This window comes from Streptomyces sp. H51 (genome assembly GCF_035656535.1).
Taxonomy (GTDB): Bacteria; Actinomycetota; Actinomycetes; order Streptomycetales; family Streptomycetaceae; genus Streptomyces.
Genome location: NZ_JAYMHD010000015.1, coordinates 305,314 through 318,904, shown reverse-complemented (window position 1 = coordinate 318,904; position 13,591 = coordinate 305,314). Strand labels below are relative to the sequence as shown.

The 13,591-nt window shown below is 70.5% G+C and carries 11 protein-coding genes; 3 read left to right on the top strand and 8 right to left on the bottom strand.

The annotated features are described in order from the left end of the window. Positions 1–83: 83 nt before the first annotated feature. The 5 genes from VKA29_RS04585 to VKA29_RS04565 form a co-directional block, all read right to left on the bottom strand. A complete protein-coding gene (locus VKA29_RS04585; protein WP_324783854.1) occupies positions 84–1,592 on the bottom strand; it encodes a DUF1996 domain-containing protein in 1,509 nt (502 codons plus the stop codon). Between the two features lie 287 nt (positions 1,593–1,879). Further along, positions 1,880–2,899, bottom strand: a complete 1,020-nt coding sequence (locus VKA29_RS04580) for an NAD-dependent epimerase/dehydratase family protein (RefSeq protein WP_324783853.1) — start codon at positions 2,897–2,899, stop codon at positions 1,880–1,882. A gap of 60 nt (positions 2,900–2,959) precedes the next feature. Beyond that, positions 2,960–3,547 (bottom strand): winged helix-turn-helix domain-containing protein, encoded by a 588-nt coding sequence (locus VKA29_RS04575; RefSeq protein WP_324783852.1) that lies wholly within the window; start codon positions 3,545–3,547, stop codon positions 2,960–2,962. Between the two features lie 438 nt (positions 3,548–3,985). After that, the gene (gene glnII, locus VKA29_RS04570; protein ID WP_324783851.1) at positions 3,986–5,023 is read right to left on the bottom strand and encodes a glutamine synthetase; all 1,038 of its coding nucleotides are present in this window, start codon (positions 5,021–5,023) and stop codon (positions 3,986–3,988) included. A gap of 384 nt (positions 5,024–5,407) precedes the next feature. Further along, positions 5,408–5,773, bottom strand: a complete 366-nt coding sequence (locus VKA29_RS04565; protein WP_324783850.1) for an IS110 family transposase — start codon at positions 5,771–5,773, stop codon at positions 5,408–5,410. A 423-nt stretch (positions 5,774–6,196) separates the two neighbouring features. Here VKA29_RS04565 and VKA29_RS04560 point away from each other — a divergent pair, with 423 nt between their 5' ends. Next, positions 6,197–8,848: a SpoIIE family protein phosphatase gene (locus VKA29_RS04560; protein WP_324783849.1), complete on the top strand. Its 2,652-nt coding sequence runs from the start codon at positions 6,197–6,199 to the stop codon at positions 8,846–8,848. A 717-nt stretch (positions 8,849–9,565) separates the two neighbouring features. On the opposite strand, the gene VKA29_RS04555 is transcribed toward VKA29_RS04560, so the two are convergent. Continuing rightward, positions 9,566–10,009 carry an NUDIX hydrolase gene (locus VKA29_RS04555; protein WP_324783848.1) on the bottom strand — a complete coding sequence of 148 codons (444 nt, stop codon included), beginning with the start codon at positions 10,007–10,009 and terminating at the stop codon, positions 9,566–9,568. Further along, the gene (locus tag VKA29_RS04550) at positions 10,006–10,587 is read right to left on the bottom strand and encodes a dTMP kinase (RefSeq protein ID WP_324783887.1); all 582 of its coding nucleotides are present in this window, start codon (positions 10,585–10,587) and stop codon (positions 10,006–10,008) included. Before VKA29_RS04550 ends, VKA29_RS04555 begins: the two co-directional genes overlap by 4 nt. 391 nt (positions 10,588–10,978) lie before the next feature. Between VKA29_RS04550 and VKA29_RS04545 the strand changes: the two genes are divergently transcribed. Beyond that, positions 10,979–11,185 carry a hypothetical protein gene (locus tag VKA29_RS04545; protein ID WP_324783847.1) on the top strand — a complete coding sequence of 69 codons (207 nt, stop codon included), beginning with the start codon at positions 10,979–10,981 and terminating at the stop codon, positions 11,183–11,185. Between the two features lie 341 nt (positions 11,186–11,526). Here the strand turns inward: VKA29_RS04545 and VKA29_RS04540 are convergent, their stop codons facing one another. Next, the gene (locus VKA29_RS04540; protein ID WP_324783846.1) at positions 11,527–12,015 is read right to left on the bottom strand and encodes a hypothetical protein; all 489 of its coding nucleotides are present in this window, start codon (positions 12,013–12,015) and stop codon (positions 11,527–11,529) included. 210 nt (positions 12,016–12,225) lie between these two features. Here VKA29_RS04540 and VKA29_RS04535 point away from each other — a divergent pair, with 210 nt between their 5' ends. Next, the gene (locus tag VKA29_RS04535) at positions 12,226–13,575 is read left to right on the top strand and encodes a hypothetical protein (RefSeq protein ID WP_324783886.1); all 1,350 of its coding nucleotides are present in this window, start codon (positions 12,226–12,228) and stop codon (positions 13,573–13,575) included. Positions 13,576–13,591: the final 16 nt, after the last annotated feature.

The following is a 13,591-nucleotide window of genomic DNA, read 5'->3' as shown; positions in this document are numbered from 1 at the left end:
CAGCTCGGTGCCCCGGCACGACGGAGCGGGCGGTGGGAGAGGATTCCCACCGCCCGCTCGCCGGAATCCCGGTCAGTGCCTCGTCACTGGCAGCGTTGTCCGCTGTTGACGCAGTTGGCGATCTTGTTCGCCAGGCCGCCGGTCGTGACACTGATGAAGTCGTCGTGGTCGGTGGCCGCCTTGTGCAGCTGGTCCGGGAAGCCGTCCACCGCGTACGCGTTCTTCACCACGCCGTTCTGGACGGTCGGCGGCGTGATGTTGTACGTCAGGCGCATCGTCAGCTGCGGGATCGCCTTGAAGCCGCCCCCGCAGTTGCCGCTCGCGTCGGCGAAGGCCACGTGCGTGCGGTGGTTGGCGCTGTCGACGTTCTGCCCGTCCCAGCAGCTCTGGAAGGCGAACGTCCGCACCACCTTGCTGCCCTGCGGGCAGATCGGGTACTGCGTCGTCAGCTGGACCTTGTTCTCGAAGCCGGTGCAGCTCCAGTGGGCGTTGGCGTTCGCCAGGCCGTTGGTGGTGGTCTTCGCGTCACCGGTGATGATGCGCAGGAACTGCGGCATCGCGACCACCTTGCCGGTCGGACTGCCCACGTACTTGATCTGGGCCGACACCGGGGTCAGGATCCTGCCGACGTTGCCTTCCTTGCCGCCGCCGTCCTTGTTCTGGTCGAAGTCCTGCGTGCCGTCCTGGACGCGGACCACCGGCCAGTAGTACGACGACAGGTCGTTCCTGTTCTGGCAGCTGGTGCCGCCCTGCAGGAACGTCTGGTTGTCGGAGAACGCGTTGACCTTCTGGTTGCCGACGTAGTCGTGCAGGTGGTGCGCGCCGTTGGCCACGCCCGGCGCCACGATGACGTTGTCGGTGTTGTGGTTCTTGTTCGCGTTCACGCCGCACCGGGTGGTGAAGGTGCCGGTCGAGGCGTTGGCGGTCCGGCGCGGCTTCGCGGCGACGTTAGGCTGGACCTTCGTGATGTCCACGAAGTCGGCGGCGGTCGGGCCGTTGCCGGCCTGCCCGTTGCTGCCCTGCTGCTGACCGCCGTTCTGCTGACCGCCCTGCTGCTGTCCGCCTTGCTGCTGGCCGCCGTTCTGCTGTCCGCCGTTCTGCTGTCCGCCCGCCGTGGTCTGGTCGGCGGTCAGGGTGGTGCACGCGGCGAGCTGTGCCGGCGAGCCGTCGAAGGAGCCGCCCACCCGCTGGATGTCGATCCGGATGCGGTCGATGGTCGCGGCGCGCTTCTCCTTCAGCGGACCGACGATCGCGTTCTGCACGAAGTTCGCGTCATTGGTCTGCGCCTGGCGCGTGGAGGCGAGGCGTGCGTAGGCCTCGGTGATCTGCTTGTCGAGGTTCGCCAGCTCCGTGGCCACACCTTGCCGGGCCCGGGCCGGCACGTTCGTCAGCTTCTGGCCCACGTCCGGGCACGAGATGGTCACCACCTGTCCGGTGGCGGCCTTCGTGGTGTTCTGCACCGAGTTCGACTCATGAGCCGAGGCGTAGAAGTTCGCCCAGATCAGCCCGCCCCCACCGAGCGCTAGGGCCGCCGATGCGGCAATGACCTTGGTGGCCAGCGGCGTACGGCGTTTTCGTGTGTTGCGTCCCATGGAACTCCTCTGACTTCCTTGCGGGGCAGCTCGAGGCGCCCGACAGGAGTGAAGCGGCTCCCTCACATACGCAAGGGGTCCCAGGGGTGTTCACCGGACCCGCAGATTATTGCGTGTTCCGTCCGGCACAGAGGTTTCAACTGCACTGACAGCAGGGGCAGTTGTCGGCACTTCACCGGGTGTGGTCAGCGGACGGGGCCGAGCTGGGCCGGTACGGTCGAGCCGGGCCGGTACGGCCGGAAGGTGTCGATCGTCGCCGTCCGACACCTCGAGCCCCGGTTCCCCGGTCAGGGGGTGGTGCCAGGAACCCCTCCGGCCGCACCGAGCACCGCCGCCTCCGCCTCCGGGGCCAGCCCGGGAGCGGTCCGGCCCGGCCGCGTCGGAGCCGTGCCGCCGATGTCCCGGAGCCACGCCCAGGTGTCGGCGACGGTCTCCCGGACGGGACGGCAGGACAGGCCCGCGGCCACCGCCCGGGACACGTCCGCGGAGTGCAGCGCGTCGTGCAGGTCGCTGCCCGGCGGCACCCACACCGGCAGCTGGGTCCACGGCTCGATGCCCGCGGCGAGGATCACCTCCGGGTCCGTCCAGCGCAGCTCGGCCGCCGCACCGGTGACCTCCACGCACGCCTGGAGGAGCTCGCCCATCGTGGCGTGTCCCTGCGGGCTCATCAGGTTGTACGGTCCGCTCAGCCCGCGTTCGAGGCCGCCGACGATCCAGTCGGCCAGGTCGCGCACGTCGACGTACTGCAGGGGCAGCCCCCGCGGTCCCGGGGCGAGGACGGGGCCGCCGCGGGCGATCCGGTTCAGCCACCACGGCAGCCGGCCGACGTTCTCGTGCGGGCCGAGCAGCAGCCCGGCCCGGACCAGCAGGGCGCGATCGGCACCGAAGCCCTCCACCGCGGCCAGTTCGCCGCCCCGCTTGTCGCGGGCGTAGTCGGTGGTGTCCGCGTCGGCGCGGGCGCCCTCGACCAGCGGCGCGTCCTCGGCGTATCCGGCGGGCGGGGCCCAGGTGTACACCGAGCAGCTGGAGACGTACGCGTACCGGCCGGCGCGGCCCCGCAGCAGCCGCGCCGTGTCGCGCACCCGCCGGGGCGCCGCCGACCAGGTGTCGACGACGGCGTCCCAGGTGCCCTCTGCCAGCGCGGCGAGCCCGCCGGGCGCGGTACGGTCGCCCAGCAACGACCTTGCCCCCTCCGGGGGTTCGTGCCGTCCCCGGTGTAAGACCGTCACCTCCCAGCCGCGCCCGAGCGCCGCCCGGACGACGGCCCGTCCGGCGAATTCCGTCCCACCCAGCACCAGAAGTCTCATACCGGGGACTGTGCCCGGTGCGGCGGCGGGACGGAAGGCGGATCTGCCGTCAGCAGAGGATCAGCGGCCCGTCGGCGGCGCGTACTTGTAGCCGACCCGGCGGACCGTCCGGATCACCTGCCGGTGCTCGGTGCCCAGCTTGCGGCGCAACCGGGCGATGTGCACGTCGACCGTGCGTCCGTCGCCGACGTGCCCGTACCCCCACACCGTGGTGACCAGCTGGTCGCGGGTGTGCACCCGGTTGGGGTGCGCCACGAGGTGCGCGAGCAGCTCGAACTCCAGGTAGGTGAGGTCGAGGTCACGGCCGTCGACGGCCGCGGTGCGCTCCACGGGGTCGATCCTGACCAGCGGCTCGGCGGCGTTGTCAGCGACGTCGTCGGGGGCGTCGACCGGGGCGAGGCTCGGGTGGTCGGCGGGGATCAGGACCAGGTAGCCCACCATCGGCGGCCGGCCCGGCAGCGTGGGCAGGGTGTGCGGGGGCGCGGGCAGCCAGGTGGCGCCCGGCGGCAGGAACTCCGCGACGTCGATCACTTCGTCCCGGTCCACGGCGCGCAGCCGCTGCCGGGGCGCCGGGGACGGAGGGGAGGTGGGGAAGGCGGGGGAGGAGGAGTCGAGCGGGGCGGTGGGCAGGGAACGCAGGGTCGCCATGAGGGGTCAGCTCTTTTCGCGCGAGAGGTTCGTCGAGGGACGTACGCCGTTGCGCGCTGGCCTGGGGCCGGGGGTCGATACGGCTTCAGAGGGCCGGCGCGTTCGTCGCGCGGCAACACACTCGGTCGAAGTCGTGGTGCTGACGGGAGGGCCAGAAGGGCTCGAGGTCATGGCGACCCGTCGCGGTGCACTTCTGGAAGCTGGCCATGGGCCCATTGAAGCAGACACCGGCCTCCTCCAGGACCCTCCTCTCACTGCTCGGACGCTTTCCCGGCCGGAAGCCGCCGCCGCGCACGCCGCTGTCGTACAAGCCGCCGCCGCGCACGCCGCCGTCACACAAGCCGCGGCCGCGCACGCGGCGGCCGCCGGGACGCGGCGCGAGGGGGCGCCCGCCGTGGCCGTGACGGCGGGCGCCCCCTCGGAGCCGGGCGGCGGGGATCAGACCTGGCCGGCCTTCTCCAGCGCGGTGCAGCAGGTGTCCACGAGCAGGCGGGTCACGACGTACGGGTCGACGTTGGCGTTCGGACGGCGGTCCTCGATGTAGCCCTTGCCGTCCTTCTCGACCTGCCACGGGATGCGGACCGAGGCGCCGCGGTCGGACACGCCGTAGGAGTACTTGTCCCACGGGGCGGTCTCGTGCAGGCCGGTCAGGCGGTCGTCGATGCCGGCGCCGTAGTTCTTGACGTGGTCGAGCGGCTTGGAGCCCTCGCCGAGCGACTCGCAGGCGGTGATGATCGCGTCGTAGCCCTCGCGCATCGCCTTGGTGGAGAAGTTGGTGTGCGCGCCGGCGCCGTTCCAGTCGCCCTTGACCGGCTTGGGGTCGAGGGTGGCGGAGACGGCGAAGTCCTCGGCGGTGCGGTAGAGCAGCCAGCGGGCCACCCACAGCTGGTCCGCGACCTCCAGCGGGGCCAGCGGGCCCACCTGGAACTCCCACTGGCCGGGCATGACCTCGGCGTTGATGCCGGAGATGCCGAGGCCCGCCTTCAGGCAGTTGTCCAGGTGCGCCTCGACGACGTCACGGCCGAAGATCTCGTCCGCGCCGACACCGCAGTAGTAGCCGCCCTGCGGGGCCGGGAAGCCGCCCTTGGGGAAGCCGAGCGGGTAGCCGTCCTGGAAGAACGTGTACTCCTGCTCGATGCCGAAGATCGGCTCCTGGGCGGCGAACTTCTCCGCCACTTCCGCGAGCGCGGCCCGGGTGTTGCTGGCGTGCGGGGTGAGGTCGATGTTCAGGACCTCGCACAGCACCAGGACGTCGTCGCCGCCGCGGATCGGGTCCGGGCAGGAGAAGACCGGCTTGAGCACGCGGTCCGAGGCGTGGCCCTCGGCCTGGTTGGTGGAGGACCCGTCGAAGCCCCAGATCGGCAGCTCGGCAGCCGTGGCACCCTTGTCCGAGTCTGTGAGGATCTTGGTCTTCGAACGCAGCTTGGCCGTCGGCTCGGTGCCGTCGATCCAGATGTACTCAGCCTTGAAGCTCACGGGCCACATCCTTCGGGGTGGGTCTGGGCGCACTTGCGGGTGCCGCGGCGCTGCGGCACCGGAGCGCCGCGGTGTGATGCCGGGAGCCTGTCAACGGGCGATTTCCCGTCCGTTGCCCGACGGTGAACCCCGTGTTACCTGGTCGTGGTGTGTCCGGATTCACGGTGTGAGGACGCGGACGGGGGCGAGGGCACGTCGTTCGCAGTCGTGAGCGGCGGGGCGGGCGGCTCGTATGCGATGGGAGTGAGCGTCCCCGCGGCCGGGCACGAGCGGCCCCGGGCGGGGGGTGCCTCTATGTCCCTCGTCAAGCCGGAGGTGGTCATGCGATGGCTGCTTCGGGGACGCGTGGTTCGTAGAAGGTGCCGTCGCGGAGCATGGCGAACTTCAACTTCCCCGAACAGCTTGACAATCGGCTCGGTCCCCAAACTTCCCGGCATTGGGTCTTGGCCTCGCCGGGGTAGAGGTCGGCGGCGCGGCGCATCGACAGCCCGGGCAGACAGCGATCCGGCAGCCCGACGCGCGGGCGGCGGCGATCGGCAGGGCGCCGATGTCGGCGACCTGGTCGACGACGACCAGGACAGCGCTGAACTTCCCGGCCAGCTTCTCGAACAGCTCCCGCAGCTTCGGCTCGGTTTTGGGCAGCCGCCTGTCGTGGACGGTCTTGCCCTGCCCGGTCGGACCAAGGGCGTGGTTGAACTCCTTGCCCAGGTCAAGGCCGAGGCACAGATCCAGGCCGACGGTGTCGACCATACGCGCGTGCCCCCTCGACGTGCACTCGTGCCCGATCCTGGCCGTCCCTGCGGCACCACACGCCGACAACCACGTTACGCAGACATCCCCGCCCTCAACGGTCCGGCACTGCGTCGGGACAGGCGGTCGTCAAGCCCCTCATCAGCGATCATGCGGTGCCCCGAAGCCCGGCGGCAACACCCCCCAGGTCATCCCTTCGACAGGGGGCAGACAGCCGTACCGGGCCCGGGGGGCCAGGCGCCCCATTGCGGGGCCACCGAAAAGGTAACGGCGCTCGGGGCGGCGGCGCGTCGCGGGGCGCCGGTGTGTGACTGGCGAGGGTGAAACCTTTCCCCGAATATGTCCGGTAATGGAGTGCTGTAGAGCGCGATGGCGGGATCCCGACCCGCAGCGCCGAGCCCCGAGGAACGAACAGGTGGCGTCATGGGTGTGGAAGAGCAGCACCCACGGAGGGACAACCCCGAGGTAACACCGATCGAGGAGGTGCGGCTCGAGCTGCTGGCGGCCGCGGGCGAGGACCTGAGCCACCCCGAGATACTGGAACTCGCGCTGGCGCAGGCGGTGGCCGAGCTCGGGGGTCTGGGCGGTCTGGCCCGGCTGAGTGAGGACGCCGGGCACGGGGTGCCCCGGGTGGTGGCCGGCGTCGGGCTCACCGGCCCGCTCCTCGCCGAGGAGGAAGGCGCCACCGGGGAGGCTGCCGAGTTCACGCCCCGCGGAGCGTGCGACGTCCGCGTCCGGGCCGCCCGGTGGCCCGGCCCGGGCCGCCGCGCCGCCGCCGCACCTCCCGAGTCGGTACCGCCCAGGGCGACACCCCCCGAGGCACCGGCCCGGGCCTCCTCCGAGCAGCGCGGCATCGTGTCCGTGCCGCTGCTGACCGCGGACGGTCTGACGGGCTCCCTGTCGGTGCTGACGCCCGCCTTCGGCGGTCTCGACGACGCCCAGTACGCCTTCCTGGCGAGGGTGGCGAACTGGATCAGGGCGCACCTGCGACTTGCCCACACCACCGCGTCGGGGCGGCCCGAGGACCGCCGGGACGACACCCGCACGGTCCCCCGGCCGCCCGGGCCCGACGAGAACATCGTCCGCAGCGCGCTGTGGGAGATGAGCGACGGGTTCCTGGCGGTCGACCGTCAGGCGCGGATCACCTTCGCCAACGCCGCGGCGCGGCGCCTCCTCGGCCGCCCCGAGGAGGTGATGGGAACCGTCCTGTGGGACCTCCCGGTGATCCGGGGGACCGGGATGGCCACCCGCTATCGGGAGGCCGAGGCGGCACAGGCCCCGGTGGGCTTCGACACCGACTGGCCCGGCACCCCCCGCTGGTACCACGTACGGCTCGCCCCAGTCCCGGACGGGTTCACCGCCCACATCACGGACATCACCGAGCGCCGCGAGCGGGAGGTCGAACGGTCCGCCGCCGCGCGAGCCGCGGCGCAGCGCGTCACCCGTATGGGGGAACTGACGTCGGCACTGGCCGAGGCGCTGACCGTCCAGGACGTGGTGAAGGCGGTGGCCGACCGGATGCTTCCGCCGTTCGGTGCCACCGGTCTGCTCTGCCAGCTCATCGAGGACGGACGGCCACGCATCGTCGGCTCCGCCGGCTATCCGGAGGCGTTCCTGGACACCGTACGGAAGATCCCGTTCTCGCAGATGTCCGCCGTGGTCCAGGTGCTCACCACGCGCTCCCCGATCTTCCTGCGCAATCCGAAGGAGTACGCCGAGAGGCACCCCGACGCGATCGGCTACCTCTACGAGAGCGGCAAGCGGGCCTGGGCGTTCCTCCCGCTGATCGCCTCCGACCAGCAGATCGGGTACTGCGTCGTCTCCTTCAGCCAGCCGCGGCAGTTCTCCCAGGAAGACCGCTCCCTGCTGATCGCCCTCAGCGGCCTGGTCGCCCAGGCCCTGGAGCGGGCCCGCCTGTACGACGCCGAGCACACCCGCGCCCAGGAGCTGCAACGGGGCCTGCTGCCCCGCACCCTGCCCCTGCTGCCCGCCGTCACCGCCGCCGCCCACTACCTGCCCGCCGGCGAGGGCATGCAGGTCGGCGGCGACTGGTACGACCTCATCCCGCTCTCCGGGGAGCGGGTCGCCCTGGTCATCGGCGACGTGATGGGCCACGGGCTCTCCGAGGCGGCCACGATGGGCCGGCTGCGGACCGCCGTCCACACCCTCGCCGATCTGGAACTCCCACCGGACGAACTGCTCACCCACCTCAACGACCTGGTCGGCGACCTCGGCGACGACTTCTACGCCACCTGCCTGTACTCCACCTACGACCCGACCACCGGCGTGTGCACCTTCGCCAACGCCGGGCACCCACCGCCCGCCCTGGTCCGCCCCGACGGCACGGTCCGATTCCTGGACGTCTCCCCCGACCCGCCGCTGGGCGCCGCCTTCCCGCCCTTCGAGACCCATGAGATTCAGATCCCGGCCGGCAGCCTCCTGGTGCTCTACACCGACGGCCTGGTCGAGTCGTCCACGGTCGACATCAACGAGGGGATGGTCCTGCTCAGCCGGGCCCTCGCGGAGGCCGCCAAGCCCGGCGCGGACCGTCCCCGCCAGGCCCTGACCACCGCGGGCACCGAGTCCCTCCGCGACCTGGACCGCCTGTGCGACGCCCTGGTCACCGCGCTGCTGCCGGAGCAGATGGCGACCCAGGACGATGCCGCCCTGCTGATCGCCCGCACGCACTGCCTGGACCCCGAGCGGATCGCCTCGTGGTCGCTGCCGGACAACCCCATCGCCGCCGGCGAAGCCCGCCACCATGTCACCGACCAACTGGCCGCCTGGCAGTTGGAGGAGCTGTCCATGACGACGGAACTGCTGGTCAGCGAGCTGGTCGGCAATGTCGTCCGGCACGCCAAGGGGCCGATCCAACTGCGCCTGCTCCGCGGTCGGAACCTGATCTGCGAGGTCTCCGACGGCAGCCTCACCACCCCCCGCATCCGCCGCGCCGCCGAGACCGACGAGGGCGGGCGCGGACTCCAGTTGGTCGCGGCCATGTCCCATCGGTGGGGCACGCGGTTCACGCCGACCGGCAAGTGCATCTGGACCGAGCAGGCCCTGCCACCGCGCTGACCGGACGCCGGCCGGCGGCGCCGTGCGGCCCGGCGGCGGCCCGCCGTCCTCACCGCGGGACCAGTTCCGCCCACGCGGTCTTCCCCGGCGCTCCGGGATCAGGCCGTCGATCCGGTGCGGTGCGGGTACCGTCTCGAACGCAGCCAGCGCCTACCCCCGAACCGGGAGCACGACCGTGACCGCGCTGCACGCGCAGCCGCAGCCCGGCGAGCCGCTCACCCCCATGCCCGCCCTGACCCCCGACGCCCTGCGTGCCGCCGTCGAAGAGCTCACGCCGAGCCGTATGCCGGCGTTCGTCCGGGATCTCATCGGGGCATGCGCTCGTCATGTCGGCGGCGCAACCTTGTGCTCCCCGCACCCGCGGGGATGGTCCCTCGGGGGTTCCGCCTCAGAGGACGCGACCGTCCCGGACGAGCCGACCGGCGGGGACACCCTGGTCATCGCCCCGCTGGATTCGGCGCACCGCCGACGCCCCCACGAACTGTCTTGGCGTCCGTGATGGCGTACGAGTTTCCGCCGCTGACCCCCGGCGATGCGGCCACCGTAACTGCGCGGGTCGCCGCGGTACTTGATGACGCCTGGCAGCGTCTCGCCGACTACCAGGCCGCCGTGATCGCCGCGATCGACGACAACGAGCGCACCCGGATGGTCGGCCCCGCCCATCCACCACGGGGGAAGTGGACGGACGGGGCCGTCTTGGGCCCGGGCGTTGCCGGGTTACTGCCAGCCGTGCAGCGTCAGGGTGCTGGATGGGCCGATGCAGCCGTGCAGGCCTGCTCCGGGGTACTCGATGATGTCCTCGGGCAGGTCATGGTCGGCGAACCACTGGAGGGCGAGGCACTTCTCGGGCTCCTTGTTCGTGGGCGTTCCCTCCCACCGGGTGGCCACGAAGAAGAACCCGATGCGCTCGGAGCCGTCTTCCTGCCGGTGGTGCACGACGTGCCGGAGTTCGAGGTGGTCGGGGTCGGTCCTGACACCGGTCTCCTCGAACAGTTCGCGTGCTGCCCCGACGGTGAGGGGTTCGCCCTGGTCCAGCTTGCCGGAGGGCAGGTGCCACCGACCGTAGCCGTAGGGGCCGCCTCGCTGCGACAGGAGGATCTTGTCGCCGTCGCGGAGGAGGACGTGGGTGTCGATGATGGGCTGTGCCGGCTGTCCGCTCATGTTTCCTGTGGGGTCGGGGTGGTGGCTGAATTCCCCGACGCTAGCCGGACGGAGGGGACCGCGTCCGCGATTCGGTGCGCGACCTCCGATGGGGTGAGTTCGGTGGTGTCGATCACGAGCACTGTGGATCCACGGTCCTCGAGGAGGTTCGCGGCGTCGCGGTAGAGCTCGACTTCCAGCGCGGGCGCGTCAGGGTCGGCCCGGAAACGGTGGGTGATGCCCGACTGCGCGATGCGGCCTGCGATCGTGCCGGGAGCAGCGGTCAGGATGACCGCCAGGTCGGGCTTGAGCGCGTAGTCGTTGAGCAGCAGCAGGAAGTCCATCGGCACGCCGTCGGCCCGTTGCAGGACGAGTGTCGATGCCAGGTACCGGTCGGAGACCAGCAGCCGGCCGCCGCTGAGCGCCGGGCCGATGGTGGTCTCGATGTGCCGGTAGCGGGCGGCGGCGACGAGGCAGGCCAGGGCGAGGCCGTGGAGCTGCGGGCCGTGCGTGCGGGTGAAGTCCCCGAGGAAGTCCCCTCTGGGTGGCTCGACCGTCCACTGGGCGGGGATGTGCCGGGCGGACAGCACCGCGCGCAGCTCCCGACAGCGGCACCCATGAGTACTCGGTGGTCGGGACGTGGACGAACCAGTCGTCGTAGGCTCGGCGCGCGTAGTGCCCGACCTGCTCGGTGAGCCAGAACTGCAGCGAACCGCCCTTGCTGTGCCGCTCCCGGTAGAGGTCCATGAGCGAGTACACGGGCAGCATCAGCAATTGGGGGTCCGGGGTGCGGCCTGAGACCAGCCAGGACGAGTACTGCATGGCGATGCCTGCGCCGCCGCCGCGGCGCAGAAAGTACTCCCGCATGCGGTGATGGCCCTCCCGGCTGCCGGGATGACGCCGATTGATCTCGGCGAGGATCGGCCACGGCCCTGGGAAGGGCATCGTGGGGTCCTCCAGCCGGTCCCACGGTGTTGGGCGGGTATGGGCATGGGGGTCGAAGTGGTGTGCATCGAATGGGAGCTGCGTCAGATGCAGCAGGCAGATCCACGGCACCGGGCAGGCAGGCCACAGATCCGCCGCCTTCAGGCAGGCCTGCCGCGCGAGGCCTGCAGCGCGCGCCACCACCTGGTGATCGTCGTCGTTTCGGTAGGCATCCACCGCTGCCCGGGTGAGCGCTCGCGCCCACATCATTGAGGCGTGTGCGCTCTTCGGCTCTTCGTTCTGCCAGGTGAAGAAGACGCCTGCCTCGCCTGCGCCGACCGCGAGTAACTGACTGCGGCTCGTTCGCAGCGCCCAGTGCGAGCTGGTCCGGGACAACAGGTCGCGGGCGGCCAAGTAGCGCCCCAGCTTCAGATCCTCCAGCGCGGCGCGGAGATCGGAGTCGGCACCGACCGGGCTGACGATCAGGCTCATGCCGTCGGTGGAGGTCCCCGCCTCAGGGCGGCGGATAGAGGGGGCAGCGGTCGTTAAGGAATCGGGCATGGATGCCTCGTTGGTTGGGGAGGTGATTTGGGGGACGTGACGGCTGCCGGCGGTTATTCGCCCCAGCTCGTCGGCAGGATGACCTGCACGGTCTTCCCGATCGGCTCACCTTCGTCGTTGCGCTTGATGCACCAGGCCAGGCAGCCGCGGTAGTGGTGCACCCACCACAAGCCGTGTGGCTTCCCGCCCTGGGTCGGCGGCGTGCTGACCTTGTCGAAGCCGGGGAAGTCGGGGACCGCGTCATCCACCTCGATGACCAGGTCGTCGGAGTCCTGCGGCCACACGAGCCGAATGCCGATGACGTTTCCGTCGAGGGGCTTCGCGTGAACGAAAGCGTTGTCCGCGAGCATGGCGGCCACGCGTGCGGCGGCGTCGATGTTGCCGGGCCAGCGGACGGCGGTGAGCCGCGGACGGACCCGGATCCGTGTGTTGCCGCCGATCCACGGCTCAGCAGTCATGAACGCCGGCCACTGGTATCTCGGCTCGTTTCCGGTTACCAGGAACTCGTGGAGTGCAGATGCTTCGGGCGGGAAGGAAGACATGCGCGCGGATCTCCGTGGGTGCACAGACAAGTAAGGAGCAGGCGAGCGACGTCAGCCTGTTCTCTCCTGGGGCAACACAACTGCTCCCGAGGCTGAGATCGTTCGCTTTACTCGTAGAGGTAATCGCACGCTCACGGTCTGCGGGTACGGTGGAGACCAGGTGGGACCGCGAACGCCGTGAACGCCATGGAGCTGTCGGGAGTTGAGTACATGGCCACGAGAAAACGCACGCCCAACCCTGCCCTGGCCAGCCTGCTTGATCAGGCGCGATGGACACGCACGCAACTGGCACAGCAGGTCAATCGACTTGGCCCGCAGGCAGGATTGCAACTGTCGTACGACCGGACGGCCGTCGCGCACTGGATCGCCGGTACGCCGCCAAAACCCGAGGTCAGGCCGCTGATCCTTGAGGCATTCTCCTCGCGGTTAGGCCGGCCAGTTACGCACGCAGAAGCCGGGCTGCAGCCCGCCATGGTCAATGGCGGCTCGCAGTCGCTCGACACTGTGGAGGAGTTGATCGACCTAGGAAGGGCGGATATGGATCCATCCCGCCGAGCCATGTTGGGTGCGACCCTCTTCTCTGCCGCACTTGCCGTGCCTGCATTCCACTCCAGCGCACGCGCCGCTGATGACCAGATCACCCCAGGGAAGGCGACCACTCGCATAGGCGCCTCTCAAGTTGCCTCGGTGCGCTCGATGACTGAGCGGATCGCCGACATCTTGGACGAGTTCGGCGCTGGCCATGCGCGCCCCATGGCGGCCGCGTTCCTCGTCAACACCGTCGGCCCGTGGCTGCGGGCGGAGTCCTCTGGACGAGTGAAGAGTGACATGCTCGCCGCTGCGTCGGACCTCACGTATCTGACGGGCTGGATGGCAATGTACGAGAAGGCTCATGGCCTGGGCCAGACGTACTACGTGAAGGCGCTGAAACTGGCTGATGAGGCGCAGGACCACGTCACCTACTGTCGGACGCTGCGCGGCATGTCACTGCAGGCCGCCAACCTCGGACATGGCCGGATGGCGTTGGAACTTGCTGACTCGGCGGCGGAGGCGGCACCGTCGGCTGGCCCTCGCCTGGTGGCGTTCCTGCGCGGGCAACAAGCCCACGCGGCATCAATGGTCGGCGACCGGCGTCAGGCCCATGCGCGGCTGCAGGAGGCGGAGGCAGCGCTGTCGCAGGCCGACAACCGTCGCGACGCCATTGGCGGCTACGACCAGACTGCTTATCTGTTCCACGTGTCGCATGTGCTGATGGAGGAGGGAGATCTCCCCGGCAGCATCAAGGCGATGAAGCAATCGATCCGTGTGCAGCCCGCGCAGGAGCGGCAGGGCCGCGTCCACGCTTATGCGGTGCTGGCCCAGCGGCAACTGAAGTACGGCCACCTTGATGCCGCCTGCGAGTCCTGGCAGCGCTTCCTCACCGAGTACGAACACGTCTCGTCCGTCCGCGGTGACGACCACTTCTCCACGATGCGCAAGCAGCTAGCTCCGCACTCCAAGACCCGCTCCGTCAGGGCACTGGCAGAACGGGCCCGGGAAGTCGCGGCGGCCAAGGCCTGAATAACCAGGGTGCCTC

Excerpts from the sequence above, each read along its gene's own strand:
- VKA29_RS04585 (WP_324783854.1), bottom strand. The coding sequence starts at position 1,592 with ATGGGACGCAACACACGAAAACGCCGTACGCCGCTGGCCACCAAGGTC.
- VKA29_RS04555 (WP_324783848.1), bottom strand. The coding sequence starts at position 10,009 with ATGAGCGGACAGCCGGCACAGCCCATCATCGACACCCACGTCCTCCTC.
- VKA29_RS04560 (WP_324783849.1), top strand. The coding sequence starts at position 6,197 with ATGGGTGTGGAAGAGCAGCACCCACGGAGGGACAACCCCGAGGTAACA.
- VKA29_RS04565 (WP_324783850.1), bottom strand. The coding sequence starts at position 5,773 with ATGGTCGACACCGTCGGCCTGGATCTGTGCCTCGGCCTTGACCTGGGC.
- VKA29_RS04540 (WP_324783846.1), bottom strand. The coding sequence starts at position 12,015 with ATGTCTTCCTTCCCGCCCGAAGCATCTGCACTCCACGAGTTCCTGGTA.
- VKA29_RS04545 (WP_324783847.1), top strand. The coding sequence starts at position 10,979 with ATGGGGGTCGAAGTGGTGTGCATCGAATGGGAGCTGCGTCAGATGCAG.
- VKA29_RS04575 (WP_324783852.1), bottom strand. The coding sequence starts at position 3,547 with ATGGCGACCCTGCGTTCCCTGCCCACCGCCCCGCTCGACTCCTCCTCC.
- VKA29_RS04580 (WP_324783853.1), bottom strand. The coding sequence starts at position 2,899 with ATGAGACTTCTGGTGCTGGGTGGGACGGAATTCGCCGGACGGGCCGTC.
- VKA29_RS04535 (WP_324783886.1), top strand. The coding sequence starts at position 12,226 with ATGGCCACGAGAAAACGCACGCCCAACCCTGCCCTGGCCAGCCTGCTT.